Annotated in this window: 13 protein-coding genes; 8 read left to right on the top strand and 5 right to left on the bottom strand. The window is 72.6% G+C overall.

Annotated elements, in window-relative coordinates; genetic code table 11:
* Positions 1 to 110: 110 nt before the first annotated feature.
* Positions 111 to 2,798, top strand: a complete 2,688-nt coding sequence (ppdK, locus tag AB0J72_RS09540; RefSeq protein ID WP_363396786.1) for a pyruvate, phosphate dikinase — start codon at positions 111 to 113, stop codon at positions 2,796 to 2,798.
* Positions 2,799 to 2,820: 22 nt separating this feature from the next.
* On the opposite strand, the gene AB0J72_RS09535 is transcribed toward ppdK, so the two are convergent.
* The 4 genes from AB0J72_RS09535 to AB0J72_RS09520 form a co-directional block, all read right to left on the bottom strand.
* Positions 2,821 to 3,192, bottom strand: a complete 372-nt coding sequence (locus tag AB0J72_RS09535) for a hypothetical protein (protein WP_363396783.1) — start codon at positions 3,190 to 3,192, stop codon at positions 2,821 to 2,823.
* Between the two features lie 98 nt (positions 3,193 to 3,290).
* The gene (locus AB0J72_RS09530) at positions 3,291 to 3,716 is read right to left on the bottom strand and encodes a roadblock/LC7 domain-containing protein (protein ID WP_344511888.1); all 426 of its coding nucleotides are present in this window, start codon (positions 3,714 to 3,716) and stop codon (positions 3,291 to 3,293) included.
* Between the two features lie 29 nt (positions 3,717 to 3,745).
* On the bottom strand, positions 3,746 to 4,831 hold the full coding sequence (locus AB0J72_RS09525) for an ADAM 12 protein (protein ID WP_363396780.1): 1,086 nt from the start codon (positions 4,829 to 4,831) through the stop codon (positions 3,746 to 3,748).
* A 25-nt stretch (positions 4,832 to 4,856) separates the two neighbouring features.
* Positions 4,857 to 5,243: a hypothetical protein gene (locus AB0J72_RS09520; RefSeq protein WP_363396777.1), complete on the bottom strand. Its 387-nt coding sequence runs from the start codon at positions 5,241 to 5,243 to the stop codon at positions 4,857 to 4,859.
* A gap of 311 nt (positions 5,244 to 5,554) precedes the next feature.
* On the opposite strand from AB0J72_RS09520, the gene AB0J72_RS09515 reads away from it, so the two are divergent.
* From AB0J72_RS09515 to AB0J72_RS09490, 6 genes are read left to right on the top strand one after another with little or no spacing between them, the layout of a single operon-like run.
* Entirely contained in the window at positions 5,555 to 5,908 is a 354-nt protein-coding gene (locus AB0J72_RS09515) for a VOC family protein (RefSeq protein WP_363396774.1), read from the top strand.
* Complete coding sequence (locus AB0J72_RS09510; protein WP_363396771.1) at positions 5,848 to 7,065, top strand: AI-2E family transporter; 1,218 nt, start codon at positions 5,848 to 5,850, stop codon at positions 7,063 to 7,065. Before AB0J72_RS09515 ends, AB0J72_RS09510 begins: the two co-directional genes overlap by 61 nt.
* A complete protein-coding gene (locus AB0J72_RS09505) occupies positions 7,062 to 8,318 on the top strand; it encodes a deoxyguanosinetriphosphate triphosphohydrolase (RefSeq protein WP_363396768.1) in 1,257 nt (418 codons plus the stop codon). Before AB0J72_RS09510 ends, AB0J72_RS09505 begins: the two co-directional genes overlap by 4 nt.
* Before the next feature lie 41 nt (positions 8,319 to 8,359).
* A complete protein-coding gene (locus tag AB0J72_RS09500; RefSeq protein WP_363396765.1) occupies positions 8,360 to 9,604 on the top strand; it encodes an FAD-dependent oxidoreductase in 1,245 nt (414 codons plus the stop codon).
* Between the two features lie 24 nt (positions 9,605 to 9,628).
* On the top strand, positions 9,629 to 10,294 hold the full coding sequence (locus tag AB0J72_RS09495; protein ID WP_363396762.1) for a response regulator transcription factor: 666 nt from the start codon (positions 9,629 to 9,631) through the stop codon (positions 10,292 to 10,294).
* Entirely contained in the window at positions 10,291 to 11,400 is a 1,110-nt protein-coding gene (locus tag AB0J72_RS09490) for a histidine kinase (protein WP_363396759.1), read from the top strand. Before AB0J72_RS09495 ends, AB0J72_RS09490 begins: the two co-directional genes overlap by 4 nt.
* Here the strand turns inward: AB0J72_RS09490 and AB0J72_RS09485 are convergent.
* Positions 11,364 to 12,020: a hypothetical protein gene (locus tag AB0J72_RS09485; RefSeq protein ID WP_363396756.1), complete on the bottom strand. Its 657-nt coding sequence runs from the start codon at positions 12,018 to 12,020 to the stop codon at positions 11,364 to 11,366. The genes AB0J72_RS09490 and AB0J72_RS09485 overlap by 37 nt on opposite strands.
* Before the next feature lie 221 nt (positions 12,021 to 12,241).
* Between AB0J72_RS09485 and AB0J72_RS09480 the strand changes: the two genes are divergently transcribed.
* A complete protein-coding gene (locus AB0J72_RS09480; protein WP_363396753.1) occupies positions 12,242 to 13,756 on the top strand; it encodes a diguanylate cyclase in 1,515 nt (504 codons plus the stop codon).
* Positions 13,757 to 13,773 lie beyond the last annotated feature (17 nt).

Below are 13,773 nucleotides of genomic sequence, written 5' to 3'. Positions count from 1 at the left end.
CAACTGCACCCGTAAGAGGCGAATGTGCCGTTCCTTGTGCGACTTGTCTCAAGGCCATGCCAAAGCTCGGAACGCCGCTTTACGGTGTGCCGCACACGGGAACCCTAACGATGGCTCAGTCAACCATGGAGGCTTCAGTGGAGAAGTTCGTCTATGACTTCGAAGAGGGTAACCGGGATCTCAAGGACCTTCTCGGCGGCAAGGGAGCCAACCTCGCCGAGATGACCAACCTCGGCCTGCCGGTGCCGCCGGGATTCACGATCACCACCGACGCGTGCCGGGAGTTCCTGAAGACCGGCCGCCCGCCGGAGGGCATGGACCCGCAGGTGGGCGAGCACCTCGCCGCCCTCGAGGCGAAGATGGGCCGCCGGCTCGGCGACCAGCACGACCCGCTGCTGGTGAGCGTGCGGTCGGGGGCGAAGTTCTCCATGCCCGGCATGATGGAGACGGTGCTCAACGTCGGGCTCACCGACCGCAGCGTCGACGGGCTCGCCGCGCAGGCCGGCGGCGACGAGCGGTTCGCCTGGGACTCCTACCGGCGGCTGATCCAGATGTTCGGCAAGACCGTGTGCGACGTGCCCGGCGAGGAGTTCGAGCACGCGCTCGACGACGCGAAGCGCGCCGCGAAGACGAAGGACGACCTGGGGCTCGACGCCGCCGCGCTGAAGGCGCTGGTGCGGACGTACAAGGAGCTCTTCCGTGAGCACACCGGCCGCGACTTCCCGCAGGACCCGCGCGAGCAGCTCGACCTCGCCGTCAGCGCCGTCTTCCGGTCCTGGAACGCTGACCGCGCCGTGCTGTACCGGCGACAGGAGCGGATCCCGACCGACCTCGGCACCGCCGTCAACGTGGTCGCGATGGTCTTCGGCAACCTGGGCGCCGACTCCGGCACGGGCGTGGCCTTCACCCGGGACCCCGCGACGGGTGAGCCGGGCGTCTACGGCGACTACCTCGCCAACGCCCAGGGTGAGGACGTCGTCGCCGGCATCCGCAACACGATCCCGCTGCAGGAGCTGGCCGGCAAGGACCAGAAGTCGTACGACGAACTCCTGAAGATCATGGCGAAGCTCGAGGAGCACTACCGCGACCTGTGCGACATCGAGTTCACCATCGAGCGCGGCAAGCTGTGGATGCTGCAGACGCGCGTCGGCAAGCGGACCGCGGCGGCCGCGTTCGTCATCGCCACGCAGCTCGTCGACGAGGGCGTCATCGACCTGGACGAGGCGCTGCGCCGGGTCAACGGCGCCCAGCTGGCGCAGCTGATGTTCCCGACGTTCGACCTCTCCCAGGAGCCCGAGCAGCTCACCCGCGGGGTCGGCGCGTCGCCGGGCGCGGCGGTCGGCAAGGCCGTGTTCGACGCCAAGCACGCGGTGGCCATGGCGAAGGAGGGGGAGCAGGTCATCCTGGTGCGCCGGGAGACCAACCCCGACGACCTGCCCGGCATGATCGCCGCGCAGGGGATCCTGACCAGCCGCGGCGGCAAGACCTCGCACGCGGCGGTGGTCGCCCGCGGCATGGGCAAGACGTGCGTGTGCGGCGCCGACGACCTCGACGTGAACCTCCACAAGGGACAGTTCACGGTGGACGGTCACGTGGTGTCGGAGGGGGACGTCATCTCCGTCGACGGCACCACCGGCCGGGTCTACCTCGGTGAGGTGCCCGTCCAGCCGTCGCCGGTCGTGCAGTACTTCGAAGGCACCCTCGACGCCGAGGCCGACCCGCTCGTCAGCGCGGTGCACCGGATCCTCACCCACGCGGACGGCGGCCGAAGGCTGCGGGTGCGCACCAACGCCGACACGGGCGAGGACGCGGCGCGGGCCCGCCGGTTCGGGGCGCAGGGCATCGGCCTGTGCCGCACCGAGCACATGTTCCTCGGCGAGCGCCGGTCCCTCGTCGAGCGGCTCATCCTGGCCCGCACCGCGGAGGACCGGGACGCGGCGCTGGAGGAGCTGCTGCCGCTGCAACGGGCCGACTTCGTCGAGCTCTTCCGCGAGATGCGGGACCTGCCGGTGACGGTGCGGCTCATCGACCCGCCGCTGCACGAGTTCCTGCCGCCGCTGGAGGACCTCGCGGTGAAGGTCGCCGTCGCGGAGGAGCGCGGCCAGGACCCGGGGCACGACAAGGACCTGCTGGACGCGGTGCGCCGCATGCACGAGGAGAACCCGATGCTGGGGCTGCGCGGCGTGCGGCTCGGGCTGGTCATCCCCGGCCTGTTCGCGATGCAGGTGCGGGCGATCGTCGAGGCCGCCGCGCAGGTCGACGGCGCGCACCCGGAGATCATGGTGCCGCTGGTCGGTGCGGTGCAGGAGCTGGAGACGATCCGCGCCGAGGCCGAGAAGATCATCGGCGAGCACGACGTCGACGTGAAGATCGGCACGATGATCGAGGTGCCGAGGGCCGCGCTGACCGCGGGCGACATCGCCCAGGCCGCCGACTTCTTCTCGTTCGGGACCAACGACCTCACCCAGATGGGGTGGGGCTTCTCCCGCGACGACGTCGAGGGGGCGTTCTTCTGGCGGTACCTGGAGCTCGGCATCTTCGGCGTGTCGCCGTTCGAGTCCATCGACCGTGACGGCGTCGGCCGGCTCGTGCGGATCGCGGTCGACGAGGGCCGGGCGGCCCGGCCGGAGCTGCACTTCGGGGTCTGCGGCGAGCACGGCGGCGACCCGGAGTCGGTGCACTTCTTCCACGAGGTGGGCCTGGACTACGTGTCGTGTTCACCGTTCCGCGTGCCCGTGGCGCGGTTGGAGGCCGGCCGCGCGGCTGTCGCCGAGCAGTCGACCTCCGACACCCGTTAGGGCGGAACCGCTGAGCTGAGGGTCAGACGTCGAGCTCCTCCTCGACGCGGGCCAGCTGGTGCCGGGCCAGCGCGAGGTTGGCCCGGGACCGCAGCACCGCCAGGTACAGGAACAGCCCCTTGCCGGAGCGCCCGGTGAGGGGCCTGATCAGGTGGTACTGGTTGTTCAGCGTGATGAGGATGTCCTCGATGCCGTCCTTGAGGTTCAGCATCTCGATGGTGCGCATCTTGGCGCGGACCACGTCGGTGTTGCCGGCCGCCGCCACGGTCAGGTCCAGGTCCTTCGAACCGCCGAGCACGCCGAGCGCCATGCCGCTGTTGTAGTCCACCAGCGCGACGCCGATCGCGCCGTCGATGGTCATGAGTTCCTTGAGCGCCGTCTCCATGTCCGCCATGGCTACCTCCGTGAGCTTGTTCGTGGGGGAACTGTCGATGGTCTTGGGGGTTGGTTCGTTCGTTCGCCTGGGTCGCCGGTGCGCCCCGCCGTTGCGGCCTACCACCGGGCCGGCTCCGGGATCGCCTGCGCGAAGGTGAGCGCGGCGGTGGCCACCACGTGGGACACCACGCTGATCGACCGGCGTGCCTCGTGGTGCAGCCGCCCGACGTTCGCGTCGGCGGCGGCCAGCAGCACCAGCACGGCGCCGTGGCCGGCCATGTACATGGCGACGTGCCCGCCCATGCTGCTGATCAACACCTCCTGGAAGTCGTCCTGGCCGGCGCTGTCGGCGATCCGCTGGCTGACGCCGAGGCACGCCGCCGCGAGCGCGGCGATCCCCTCGGCGACGACCGTCTCGGCCTCGTCGACGATCAGCAGGCCGTCGGTGCTGGCGACCAGGCATCCGGTGAGCTCCGGCACGGCCCGGCGCAGGCGACCGAGCTCCAGCAGGAGCGCGCCGCGCAGTTCCGCATCGGTGGTCATCGTCGCGTTACCTCCATCTCCCGGTCGGCTCATCGCAGGGACTGCAGTGCCGAGCGGATGCGTTTGAGCAGCGTGTCGTCGGGTGCCTTGTCGATCGCGCCCGGCAGCACCGCCAGGGCGGTGACCCCCGCCGGCAGGTGCCTGCGGGTGTCGGTCGCCGGATCCTCGAACGTGAACGTCCCCGGCACCCGCTGCGGCAGGAACTCCTCGCCGCCGCCGTTGACCGGTGCCGAGCCGACCGGCCGGCCCGCCGCGGCCGATTCCGTCGCTGGCGTCGGAGATGCGGCCGGAGGTGATGCCGGGGAAGGTGCCGGGGAAGGCGCCGGCGCCACCGGTACCGACGCCGAATCCACCGACGAGGACGGTGTCGACGACGGCGCTGACGACGACGGGGGCTCGTCCACGGTGGGCGGCGGCGACTCGATCAGGCCCGCCGCCGCGAGCCGCCGCACGTCGAGGGTCACCGCGTACGCGGAGCGCCCCAGCAGGCCGGCCAGGTCCTGCGGGGTGCGCTGCCCATCGGCGTGCAGCACGATCTCCCACTGCAGCCCGGACAGCAGCACACGGTCCAGGCCCGGTCGCAGGACCGGCCTGATCGCGGCTGTGTCAGTGACGTCAGAGGGGTGCACCTCGTCGAGGATGCGCCGTTGCCGGGCGACATGGTCGCACAACTGGTCCGCCGTCACGGTGCTCTCGGCGCCGAGCCAGTGCTCGATGTCCGGGGCGAAGCGCAGCTCGGCCCGCTCGGTGGACAGCACGAACCAGGCCGCGTCGTACAACGCGTTGATCGCGCACAGCTCGACCTCGGCCGCGGTGAGGTGCCCGCCCTCCACGAGCGCCCTGGCGGGCCGGGACGGGATCGTCTCCCACACCCGCTCGTCGACCACCCCGGCGGCGGTGAGGAGCCGGTCGACGCTCGGCGCGGCCGGCGACTCGACGCCGTTGACCAGGCCGTCGCGGAGGAAGATCACGCCGCCGGGCTGGCCGACGACGGTCAGCGCGCCGGTCACGCCGAGGCCGGCGAGCTGCTGGAGCGCCTTCACCGGGGTGACGCCACGGCCGAGCTTCGGCTGCTGCCGCCCGTCCTTCACGGTCGCCCTGCCCCGACTGGTCACGCCGCCACCTCCGACATACTTGTCATCATGCAAGTTCCTCGGCGAGGGTTCGGATCCGGCGCCTTGCGATGGCCAGGTTGCCTTCTGCCCGGTCGAGCCACACGTAGAGCACCAGCCGCGAGTCGAAGCCGGTCCGGACGGGCCTGATCAGGTGATATGCCGCCGAGGTGCTGATGATGACGTCCTCGACCGTGTCGCCGGGCACCGCCGGGGCGTACGCGGCGGTCTGCATCGCGGCGTGGATGACGCTCGCGGTGCCCAGCGCCGCCGCGGCCGGGTCGGCGTGCGGCGCGACCTGGTCCTGTCCGCCCTGCATGCCCAGTGACTGCCCGGTCGTGTAGTCGATGAGGCTGGCCCCGATCGCACCCCGGATCGTCATGGCGCGTCGCAGGCAGTCATCGATTGCAGGCACGGAGTCTCCCGTTCGCGGGCGGTGCCGGTACAAGGCCGGCGGGCAGGAGGAAGTGGCGCACACCGGCAGAAGTGAGGGAGAGGCCGTAACGATGCGCTTCCGGCAAATTACCCCAAGCCACTTGATCATCTACTCCGTGCATTCGGGCGATAACCGCCAGCCGATCGGATACTGCTTTTTGCAATTTGCACGTTTACGGGACATGGGGGTCGGGAAGCGACTAAAGTGCCGTCCCCCACGCGTTCCTGCACGGCTGCGACGCCCGACGGCGCGGCGTATGGTGGGTCCCCACGCCGTCCACGGAGGTGCGCATGGGGAGCCGGTGGGATGCCTTGATCGTCGATGCGCTCGACCCCGAGCGGCTCGGCCGATGGTGGGCCGAGGTCCTCGACCAGCGGGTCGAGAGTGTGTCCGCGCGGGAGGTCGTGGTCGGCCCCGGCGCCGACGGCCACCCACGGCTGATCTTCCTGCGCCACCAGGACCCCAAGCACGCCAAGAACCGGCTCCACCTCGACCTGCGCCCCGACGACCTCGACGCCGAGATCGAGCGCCTGGTCAACATGGGCGCCCGCCACGTGGACGTCGGTCAGCACGAGGACGGCGAATGGCTCGTCCTCGCCGACCCGGAAGGCAACGAGTTCTGCATCCTGCGCCACCCCCGGTAACGGACTTCGGCCGGGCGTACCGCCGGGCCGTCGCCACCGGGCTCGGCCTGCTGACCGTCGCGGCCGGCGCGTTCGCGCTGTACAACGTCCGGCAGATCCTCGTGCAGGTCGCGATCGCCGTCTTCGTCGCCGTCAGCCTCGACCCGGCGGTGCGGCTGCTGGTCCGCCGCGGGGTGCGCCGCCCGGCCGCGGTCGCCGTGATCGTGGTGCTCGCCGTGGCGCTGCTGGCCGGGTTCGTCTGGTCGCTGGCCCCGCCGCTGGTCGGGCAGGGCGGCGACCTGTTGCGCAACGTCCCGCAGTACCTGCGGGAGCTGCCCGAACGGTCGAAGGCCTATCGCGAGGTGGCCGACCGCTACGGGCTGACGGCGAAGCTCACCGAGCTGGCCAGGACCCTGCCGGGCAGGATCGGCGGCGGCGCGCTCGGCGTGCTCACCGGCATCTTCAGCGCCGTCCTCAACGTCCTGCTGGTCACCGTGCTCACGATCTACTTCATGGCCGACCTGCCCCGGCTCCGGCGCGGCGTCGTGCGGCTCGTGCCCCGGCGGGGCCGCCCCCACGCGGCGCAGGCGATCGACGTCGTGGTCGACAAGGTCGGCGGCTACATGATCGGCAACCTGATCATCTCGCTGTTCGCCGGGGTGTCGTCGTTCGCCTGCCTGTTCCTGATGGACGTGCCGTTCGCGCTGCCGCTCGCCTTCTTCGTCGCGGTCACCGACCTGATCCCGCTCATCGGCGCCACCGTCGGCGCGGTCGGCTGCACGGTCGTCGCGCTGGTGACCGGCGGGCTCTGGCCGGCCGCCGTCGTCGTGGCCGCGTTCTTCCTGCTGTACCAGCAGCTGGAGAACTACCTGATCTCCCCGCGGGTCCTGCGCGACACCGTCGACCTGTCGCCGATCGCCGTGCTGCTGGCGGCGCTCGCCGGCGGCGCGGTCCTCGGCGTCGTCGGCGCGCTCATGGCGATCCCGGTCGTCGCGGCGGTCAAGGTGCTGATGACGCCGATGGTCGACGCCCTCGACGAGCCACCCGCCGGCCGTGGCCCGCCCGCCGACGGCGAGGCGTCCGCCGGCGGCGAGCCGTCCGCCGGGCGTGAGGCGTCCGCTCCGGTTCCTGTGGCGCGGGACGAAGAACCCGGGAAGACCTCTAAGCTCGACACGTGAACCCGGACGCGGAACGCTACGTGCACGAGCCGCAGAAGGACCGCACCACGACCAGCGCGGACAACGGGCGCAGCCCGTTCCAGCGGGACCGGGCCCGCGTGCTGCACTCCGCCGGGTTCCGCCGCCTCGCCGCGAAGACCCAGGTGCACACGGCGGGTGCCGACGCGTTCCTGCGCACCAGGCTCACCCACTCCCTGGAGGTCGCGCAGATCGCCCGGGAGATGGGCGCCCGGCTCGGCTGCGACCCCGACGTGGTCGACACCGCCGGGCTCGCCCACGACCTCGGCCACCCGCCCTTCGGGCACAACGGCGAGGACGCCCTCGACGAGGTCGCCCAGGCGTGCGGCGGCTTCGAGGGCAACGCGCAGACCCTGCGGGTCCTCACCCGGCTGGAGGCCAAGGTCCTCGCGCCGGACGGCGCCCCGGCCGGGCTGAACCTCACCCGGGCCTCGCTCGACGCGGTGTCGAAGTATCCGTGGCCGCGGCGCGACGGCTACCGCAAGTTCGGCGTGTACGCCGATGACGCGGCCGTCTTCGAATGGCTGCGCGCGGGCCGCACCGACCCCGGACGATGCCTCGAGGCGCAGGTCATGGACTGGGCCGACGACGTCGCCTACTCGGTGCACGACGTCGAGGACGGGGTCCACGGCGGCTACGTCGACCTCGCCACGCTGCGCGCCGACGGCGGCGAGCGGGCCGCGCTGTGCGAGGACGTCGCCGCCGCGTACTCCGCCGAGCGCGCCGCGGACCTGGAGACCGTCCTGCTCGACCTGCTCGCCGACCCGGTCCTCGTGCCGCTGGGCCACTACGACGGCAGCCACGCCGCGCAGGTCGCCCTCAAGCGGGTGACGAGCGTGCTCACCGGCCGCTTCGCCGCGGCCGCCGTGTCCGCCACCCGGGCCGCGCACGGCGACGCGCCGGTCCGCCGCTACGACGCCGACCTGGTCGTCCCGCCCGTCGTGCGGGCGCAGTGCGCGCTGCTGAAGGGGATGGCGCTGCGGTACGTGATGCGCCGCCCCGGCTCGAAGCAGCGCTACGCGCAGGAGGTCACGGTCCTCCAGGAGCTCGTGGCCGCCCTGGCGGACCGTGCGCCGGACGGCCTCGACGCCGTCTTCGCCCCGATGTGGCGGGCGGCCCCCGACGACGCGGCCCGGCTGCGGGTCGTCATCGACCAGGTGGCCAGCCTCACCGACCTGTCCGCCACGGCCTGGCACCAGCGGCTGCTGGATCCGGCGGGTTCCGCGGGCGTGTGAACCCTTGGCGGATCGCGGACCGGTAGGGAAGGCTGGGACGTATGGCTGACGAGCGGACATTTGTGATCGTGGGCGCGAGCCTCGCGGGGGCGAAGGCGGCGGAGACGCTGCGCGCCGAGGGTTTCACCGGCCGGATCGTGCTGATCGGCGAGGAGACCGAGCGCCCCTACGAGCGGCCCCCGCTGTCCAAGGGGTACCTGCAGGGCGACAAGGACGCCCGTGAGAAGGCCTTCGTCCACCCCGAGTCGTGGTATGCCGAGAACGGCGTCGACCTGCGCCTCGCCACCCGGGTCACCCGCGTCGACCCGTCCGCGCACACCGTCACCCTCGACGGCGTCGACGAGCTGCACTACGACAAGCTGCTGCTCACCACCGGCTCCCGGGTCCGCACCCTCGACGTGCCGGGCGCCGACCTGACCGGCGTGCGCTACCTGCGCACCGTCGACGAGTCCGACGCGCTGCTGGCGCACCTGGGCAGCGCCGAGCGGGTGGTGGTGGTCGGCGCCGGCTGGATCGGCCTGGAGACCGCCGCCGCGGCCCGCAAGCACGGCGCGGCCGTCACCGTCGTCGAGGTCGCCGACCTGCCCCTGCAGCGGGTCCTCGGCGACGAGGTCGCCACCGTCTTCGCCGACCTGCACCGCGCCAACGGCGTCGAGTTCCGCTTCGGCGCCTCCGTGGCGGAGTTCCGCGGCGCCGACGGCAAGCTGCGGTCGGTCGTGCTCGCCGACGGCACGGAGCTGCCCGCGGACGTCGCCGTCGTCGGGGTCGGCATCCAGCCCAACACCGAGCTCGCCGTCGACGCCGGCCTCGAGGTCGACAACGGCATCCTCGTCGACGCCGCCCTGCGCACCTCCGACCCCGACATCTACGCCGCCGGCGACGTCGTCAACCTCGACCACCCCGGCCTGCGCCGGCGCGTCCGCGTCGAGCACTGGGCCAACGCCCTCAACGGCGGCAAGGTCGCGGCGAAGTCCCTGCTCGGCGACGCCACCTACGACCGGGTGCCGTACTTCTACTCCGACCAGTTCGACCTCGGCATGGAGTACTCCGGCTTCGTCGCCCCCGGCGGCTACGACCGGGTCGTCTTCCGCGGCGGCACCTCGGTCGCGGACGGGTTCATCGCCTTCTGGGTCCAGGACGGCCGCGTCCTCGCCGGCATGAACGTCAACGTCTGGGACGTCACCGACGACATCCAGGCCCTCGTCCGCGCCGGCTGGGCCGGCACCGCCGTCGACCTGGTCCGCCTCGAGGATCCGAAGGTGCCGCTGGGCGAGCTGCTCGGCTGAGCCCGCGCTGGCTATCCTGCACGTATGTCTGAGCAGGTCAGGCTGGTCATCGCCGATGATCAGGCGATGATCCGGGCCGGCCTGCGGCTGGTCGTGGAGACCGCGGCCGCCGGATCGATCACCGTCGTCGGCGAGGCGTCCGACGGTGTGGAGGCGGTCGCGGCCGTCCAGCGGCTGCGGCCCGACGTGCTCGTGATGGACATCGCCATGCCGCGGCTGGACGGGTTGACCGCGGCCCGGGAGGTACTCGCCGGGCCGCGGCCGCCGAAGGTCGTGCTGCTCACCATGTTCGACACCGACGAGCACCTGCACGCGGCGCTGCGGCTCGGGGTCAGCGGGTTCCTGCTGAAGGTGTCACCGCCGGAGCAGCTCGTCGACGCGGTCAGGATCGCGGCGGCCGGCGACGCGCTCATCGACCCGGCAGTGACCACCCGGGTGATCGCGTCGTTCGCCGCCCGTCCCGAGCCCGTCGCGCCGCCCGCGCTGGACACGCTGACCGGGCGGGAGCGGGAGGTCCTCGAGCAGCTCGTCCGCGGGCTGTCCAACGCCGAGATCGGCGCCCGGCTGCTGATGGGGGAGGCGACGGTCCGCACCCACGTCGGCCGGATCTTCACCAAGCTCGGGCTGCGCGACCGGGTCCAGGCCGTGGTGTACGGCTACGAGGCGGGCCTCGTCCGCCCAGGCGAATGAACCTCGCTCCCAGGCTGCCGCGGCCGTCCTGGCTCGACGTCGTGCTGGCGCTCGCGGTCGCCGGTGCCGGTGTCGTCGAGGCGTTCGGGCGGGCCGGCGCCGGACCAGGGCAGGTGCACCGGCCGGGGCTCGTCGCCGCCGGGGCGTTGCTCGCCGGCGTGATCCTGCTGCCGCGCCGCCGCTTCCCGGTCGCGACCCTCGCCGCGCTGACGGCGCTGTCGGCCCTGTTCCGGTTCGCGGTCCTGGACGACGACTACCCGCTGACCGCCTGGCAGTTCTACTCCAACCTCATCCTCGTGCACACCGTCGGCAGCGCGGCGACAGGGCGGCGGGCCCGGGCCGCCGGCGCCGCCACCGTCCTCGCCGCCTACGCCCTGCTGCAGACGCTGCCGGGGCAGGACGTCGCGGAGGGGCTGATCGGCGCGATCTTCATGGGCGTCGCCTACGGCAGCGGTGTCCTGCTGCGGCGCCAGACGGACCGGGCGATCCGGATGGCGGAGCGGGCCGCGGTGGCCGCCGAGGAGGAGCGCACCCGCATCGCGCGGGAGCTGCACGACGTCATCTCCCATCACGTCAGCCTGATGACGCTGCAGGCCGGCGGGGTCCGGATGCTGCTGGCCGCCGACCCCGCCCGCGAACGGGAACGCGACCTGCTGCACAGCGTCGAGCGGGCCGGCCGCGACACGGTCGAGGAGCTGCGGATGCTGCTCGGCGTCCTGCGTGACGGGCGGGCGCCGGTCGGCCTCGACCAGCTCGACCGGCTCGCCGCGCCGCTGCGCGCCGCCGGCCTCGACGTCAGGATCGGGACCACAGGCAGGCCGCGACCGGTGCCGCCGGCGGTCGGGCTGGCCGCGTACCGCGTCGTGCAGGAGGCGCTGACGAACACGCTCAAGCACGCCGGGGCCGCGTCGGCGGACGTGACCGTCGGCTTCGCGCCGTCCGCGCTGACCGTCGAGATCAGCGACGACGGCACGCCGGCCGTGGCCGGCGCGGGGCACGGGCTCGCTGGGATGCGGGAGCGGGTCGCCCTGCACGGCGGCACCCTCCGCGCCGGGCCCGGCGCCGGCGGTTACACCGTCGCCGCGACGTTCCCGCTCGGATCCTGAGCCCACTCGGCGTCGGTCATCCGCAGCATCCGCACGCCGATCACGCCCGCGCCCGCGATGTAGAGCAGACTGCCGGCGATCATGCCGATCGGGTAGATCGGGCCGGTCAGCATCCCGGCCAGCATCGCCGGCGGTGCCCACCAGGGGACGCGCCGGTCGTACGCGAGCGCCAACCCCAGCAGGAGCACCCCGAGCAGACCGAGGAAGCCCGGCACCTGGAACCCCCACTGTGCCCCGCCGGCGGCGAAGGCGGCGTCGGCGAGGCGGTCGCCCGCCGCGGTGCCGAGGTCCGCCTCGAGCCGGGCGTAGAAGAAGTCACCGAGCATCAGCGCGGAGAAGTTGACGACGCCCAGCAGCGCGACGAGCCCGGCGATGTGCCCGAAGAGCACGGCGCGCCGGCGGACCAGGTGGATCATGCCGATGATGCCGGGCACGAGCAGGACCCAGCTCCAGTGCAGCAGCGCGGCGCTCACCGAGACCTGACCGGGGTGGCGCCCGTACGCGCCGTCGGCGGCGTCGCCGGCGCGCAGCGCGGGGTCGGTGAGCAGGCCCGCCACGTACACCAGCGGGGCGACGATCAGGCAGCCGCCGGCAAGGAGACGGCGAAGTTTGTGCGGCATAGCGACCTTTCAGACGGTTTCAGGTGACTCGACGGCATGTCGAGTCGGAACCGTAAGCCGGCCGCCGCGGCCCCGTCGTCAGCCGCAGCGATGACCCGGGTCCGCGCGGCGGCGGACCGCGCCCGCAATTGCTTAGGATCGGAGGCGTTGCGTCGATGTGAGGGCTGCAGGGTCGGCCGGATCGGGGTAGGCGAGCCGTGGATCGAGATCGGGACATGGCGATGGCCGCCATCCGTTCCGTCTACCGGATCACGGGGCGCATCAACACCGGCAGCACCGTCGTCGAGACGCTGAACCGGATCGCCGACGCCGTCGTCGAGCACGTCGGGTTCGGCGCCGCCGTGGTCAACTACCTGCATCCGGAGGGCGTGTACGAGGCGGTCGCGATCGCCGGGTCCGAGGAGGCGCGGGCGGAGCTGCTCGGCGTCCGGTACCCGGCGGCGGAGTTCGACGCGCACCTCGCCGCCGCCGACGAGTGGGGCCAGCTGCGGTTCCTGCCGCACGAGCGGCACAACGACGGCATCCAGTCCTGGATCCCCGCCGCCCCCGACGGCGCGGACGGCATCCCGGAGGAGGAGCGCTGGCACCCCCTCGACGCCCTGTTCGCGCCGCTGTGCGCGCCCGACGGCTCGCTCGTCGGCGTGCTCAGCGTCGACCTGCCCGCCGACGGCAGGCGGCCCGGCGCGTTCCAGCGCGAGCTGCTCGAGATGCTCGCCGCGCAGGCCGGCATCGCGATCAACAACGCCAACCTGGTCGAGGCGCTGCGCCGGGAGCGGCAGCACCTGGAGGCGAGCGAGGCCGCGTTCCGGCTCGCGTTCAACGGCGCCGGCACCGGCATGTGCATGATCGGCCTGGAGGGTGCCGACCTGACCCGCCTCGTCCGGGTCAACCCCGCGCTGTGCGAGCTGCTCGGGCGGGACGAGGACGTGCTCGTCTCGATGCGCTTCGGCGACTTCATCCACCCTGACGACTTCGAGCGCAGCCGGGAGGTGTTCGCCGGCGGTGCCGGCATGATCCGCGACTACGAGGTGCGCTGCGTCCGCGGCGACGGCGAGACGATCTGGATCTCCGCGACGATGTCGGTGGTCGCCGGGTCGCCCGCGTTCGCGATCACGCAGGTGCAGGACATCACCAGCCGCAAGGCCACCGAGGCCGACCTGGTCCGCAGGGCCTCCCGCGACCCGCTGACCGGGCTGGCCAACCGCGAGGCCGTCGCCGAGCCTCTCGCGGCCGCGATCCGGCGGGCCCGCACCGAGCAGGTGATCAGCGCGCTGTTCTTCTGCGACCTCGACGACTTCAAGATCGTCAACGACACCCTCGGCCACGAGGCCGGCGACGCGGTCCTCGTCGCCGTCGCGCAGCGCCTCCAGTCGCTGGTGCGGCCCACCGACACCGTCGCGCGCCTCGGCGGCGACGAGTTCGTCGTCCTCATGGGCAACGTCGCCGCCGGCGACCTCGGCGTGCTGGTGGACCGCCTCGAGCGCGCCGTCTGCGCACCCGTCACGCACCAGGGGCACATCATGCGGGTCAGGGTCAGCGTCGGTGTGGCCGTGATCGATGACACGGTCGAGGACGCGGGCGCCGCGCTGCGGGCCGCTGACCGCGCGATGTACCTGGTCAAGGGCGGTCGTCACGCCGGTGAGGTGACCAGGCGGGTGACGGCGTTCGGTGAGCGTTCGGGTGCTCAGGGTGGTATGCCGTTGCTGCGGTTGGCCCGGCCCGAGACGGCCCAGTAGTGTCGTTGCGTCCGCTC

Source organism: Dactylosporangium sp. NPDC049742 (genome assembly GCF_040674675.1).
Lineage (GTDB): Bacteria > Actinomycetota > Actinomycetes > Mycobacteriales > Micromonosporaceae > Dactylosporangium > Dactylosporangium maewongense.
Note: the sequence above shows the minus strand (reverse complement) of the source record. Positions and strands in the feature narration are given on the sequence as shown.

Excerpts from the sequence above, each read along its gene's own strand:
- ppdK (WP_363396786.1), top strand. The coding sequence starts at position 111 with ATGGCTCAGTCAACCATGGAGGCTTCAGTGGAGAAGTTCGTCTATGAC.
- AB0J72_RS09535 (WP_363396783.1), bottom strand. The coding sequence starts at position 3,192 with ATGGCGGACATGGAGACGGCGCTCAAGGAACTCATGACCATCGACGGC.
- AB0J72_RS09530 (WP_344511888.1), bottom strand. The coding sequence starts at position 3,716 with ATGACCACCGATGCGGAACTGCGCGGCGCGCTCCTGCTGGAGCTCGGT.
- AB0J72_RS09515 (WP_363396774.1), top strand. The coding sequence starts at position 5,555 with ATGGGGAGCCGGTGGGATGCCTTGATCGTCGATGCGCTCGACCCCGAG.
- AB0J72_RS09510 (WP_363396771.1), top strand. The coding sequence starts at position 5,848 with ATGGCTCGTCCTCGCCGACCCGGAAGGCAACGAGTTCTGCATCCTGCG.
- AB0J72_RS09500 (WP_363396765.1), top strand. The coding sequence starts at position 8,360 with ATGGCTGACGAGCGGACATTTGTGATCGTGGGCGCGAGCCTCGCGGGG.
- AB0J72_RS09495 (WP_363396762.1), top strand. The coding sequence starts at position 9,629 with ATGTCTGAGCAGGTCAGGCTGGTCATCGCCGATGATCAGGCGATGATC.
- AB0J72_RS09490 (WP_363396759.1), top strand. The coding sequence starts at position 10,291 with ATGAACCTCGCTCCCAGGCTGCCGCGGCCGTCCTGGCTCGACGTCGTG.
- AB0J72_RS09485 (WP_363396756.1), bottom strand. The coding sequence starts at position 12,020 with ATGCCGCACAAACTTCGCCGTCTCCTTGCCGGCGGCTGCCTGATCGTC.
- AB0J72_RS09480 (WP_363396753.1), top strand. The coding sequence starts at position 12,242 with ATGGCCGCCATCCGTTCCGTCTACCGGATCACGGGGCGCATCAACACC.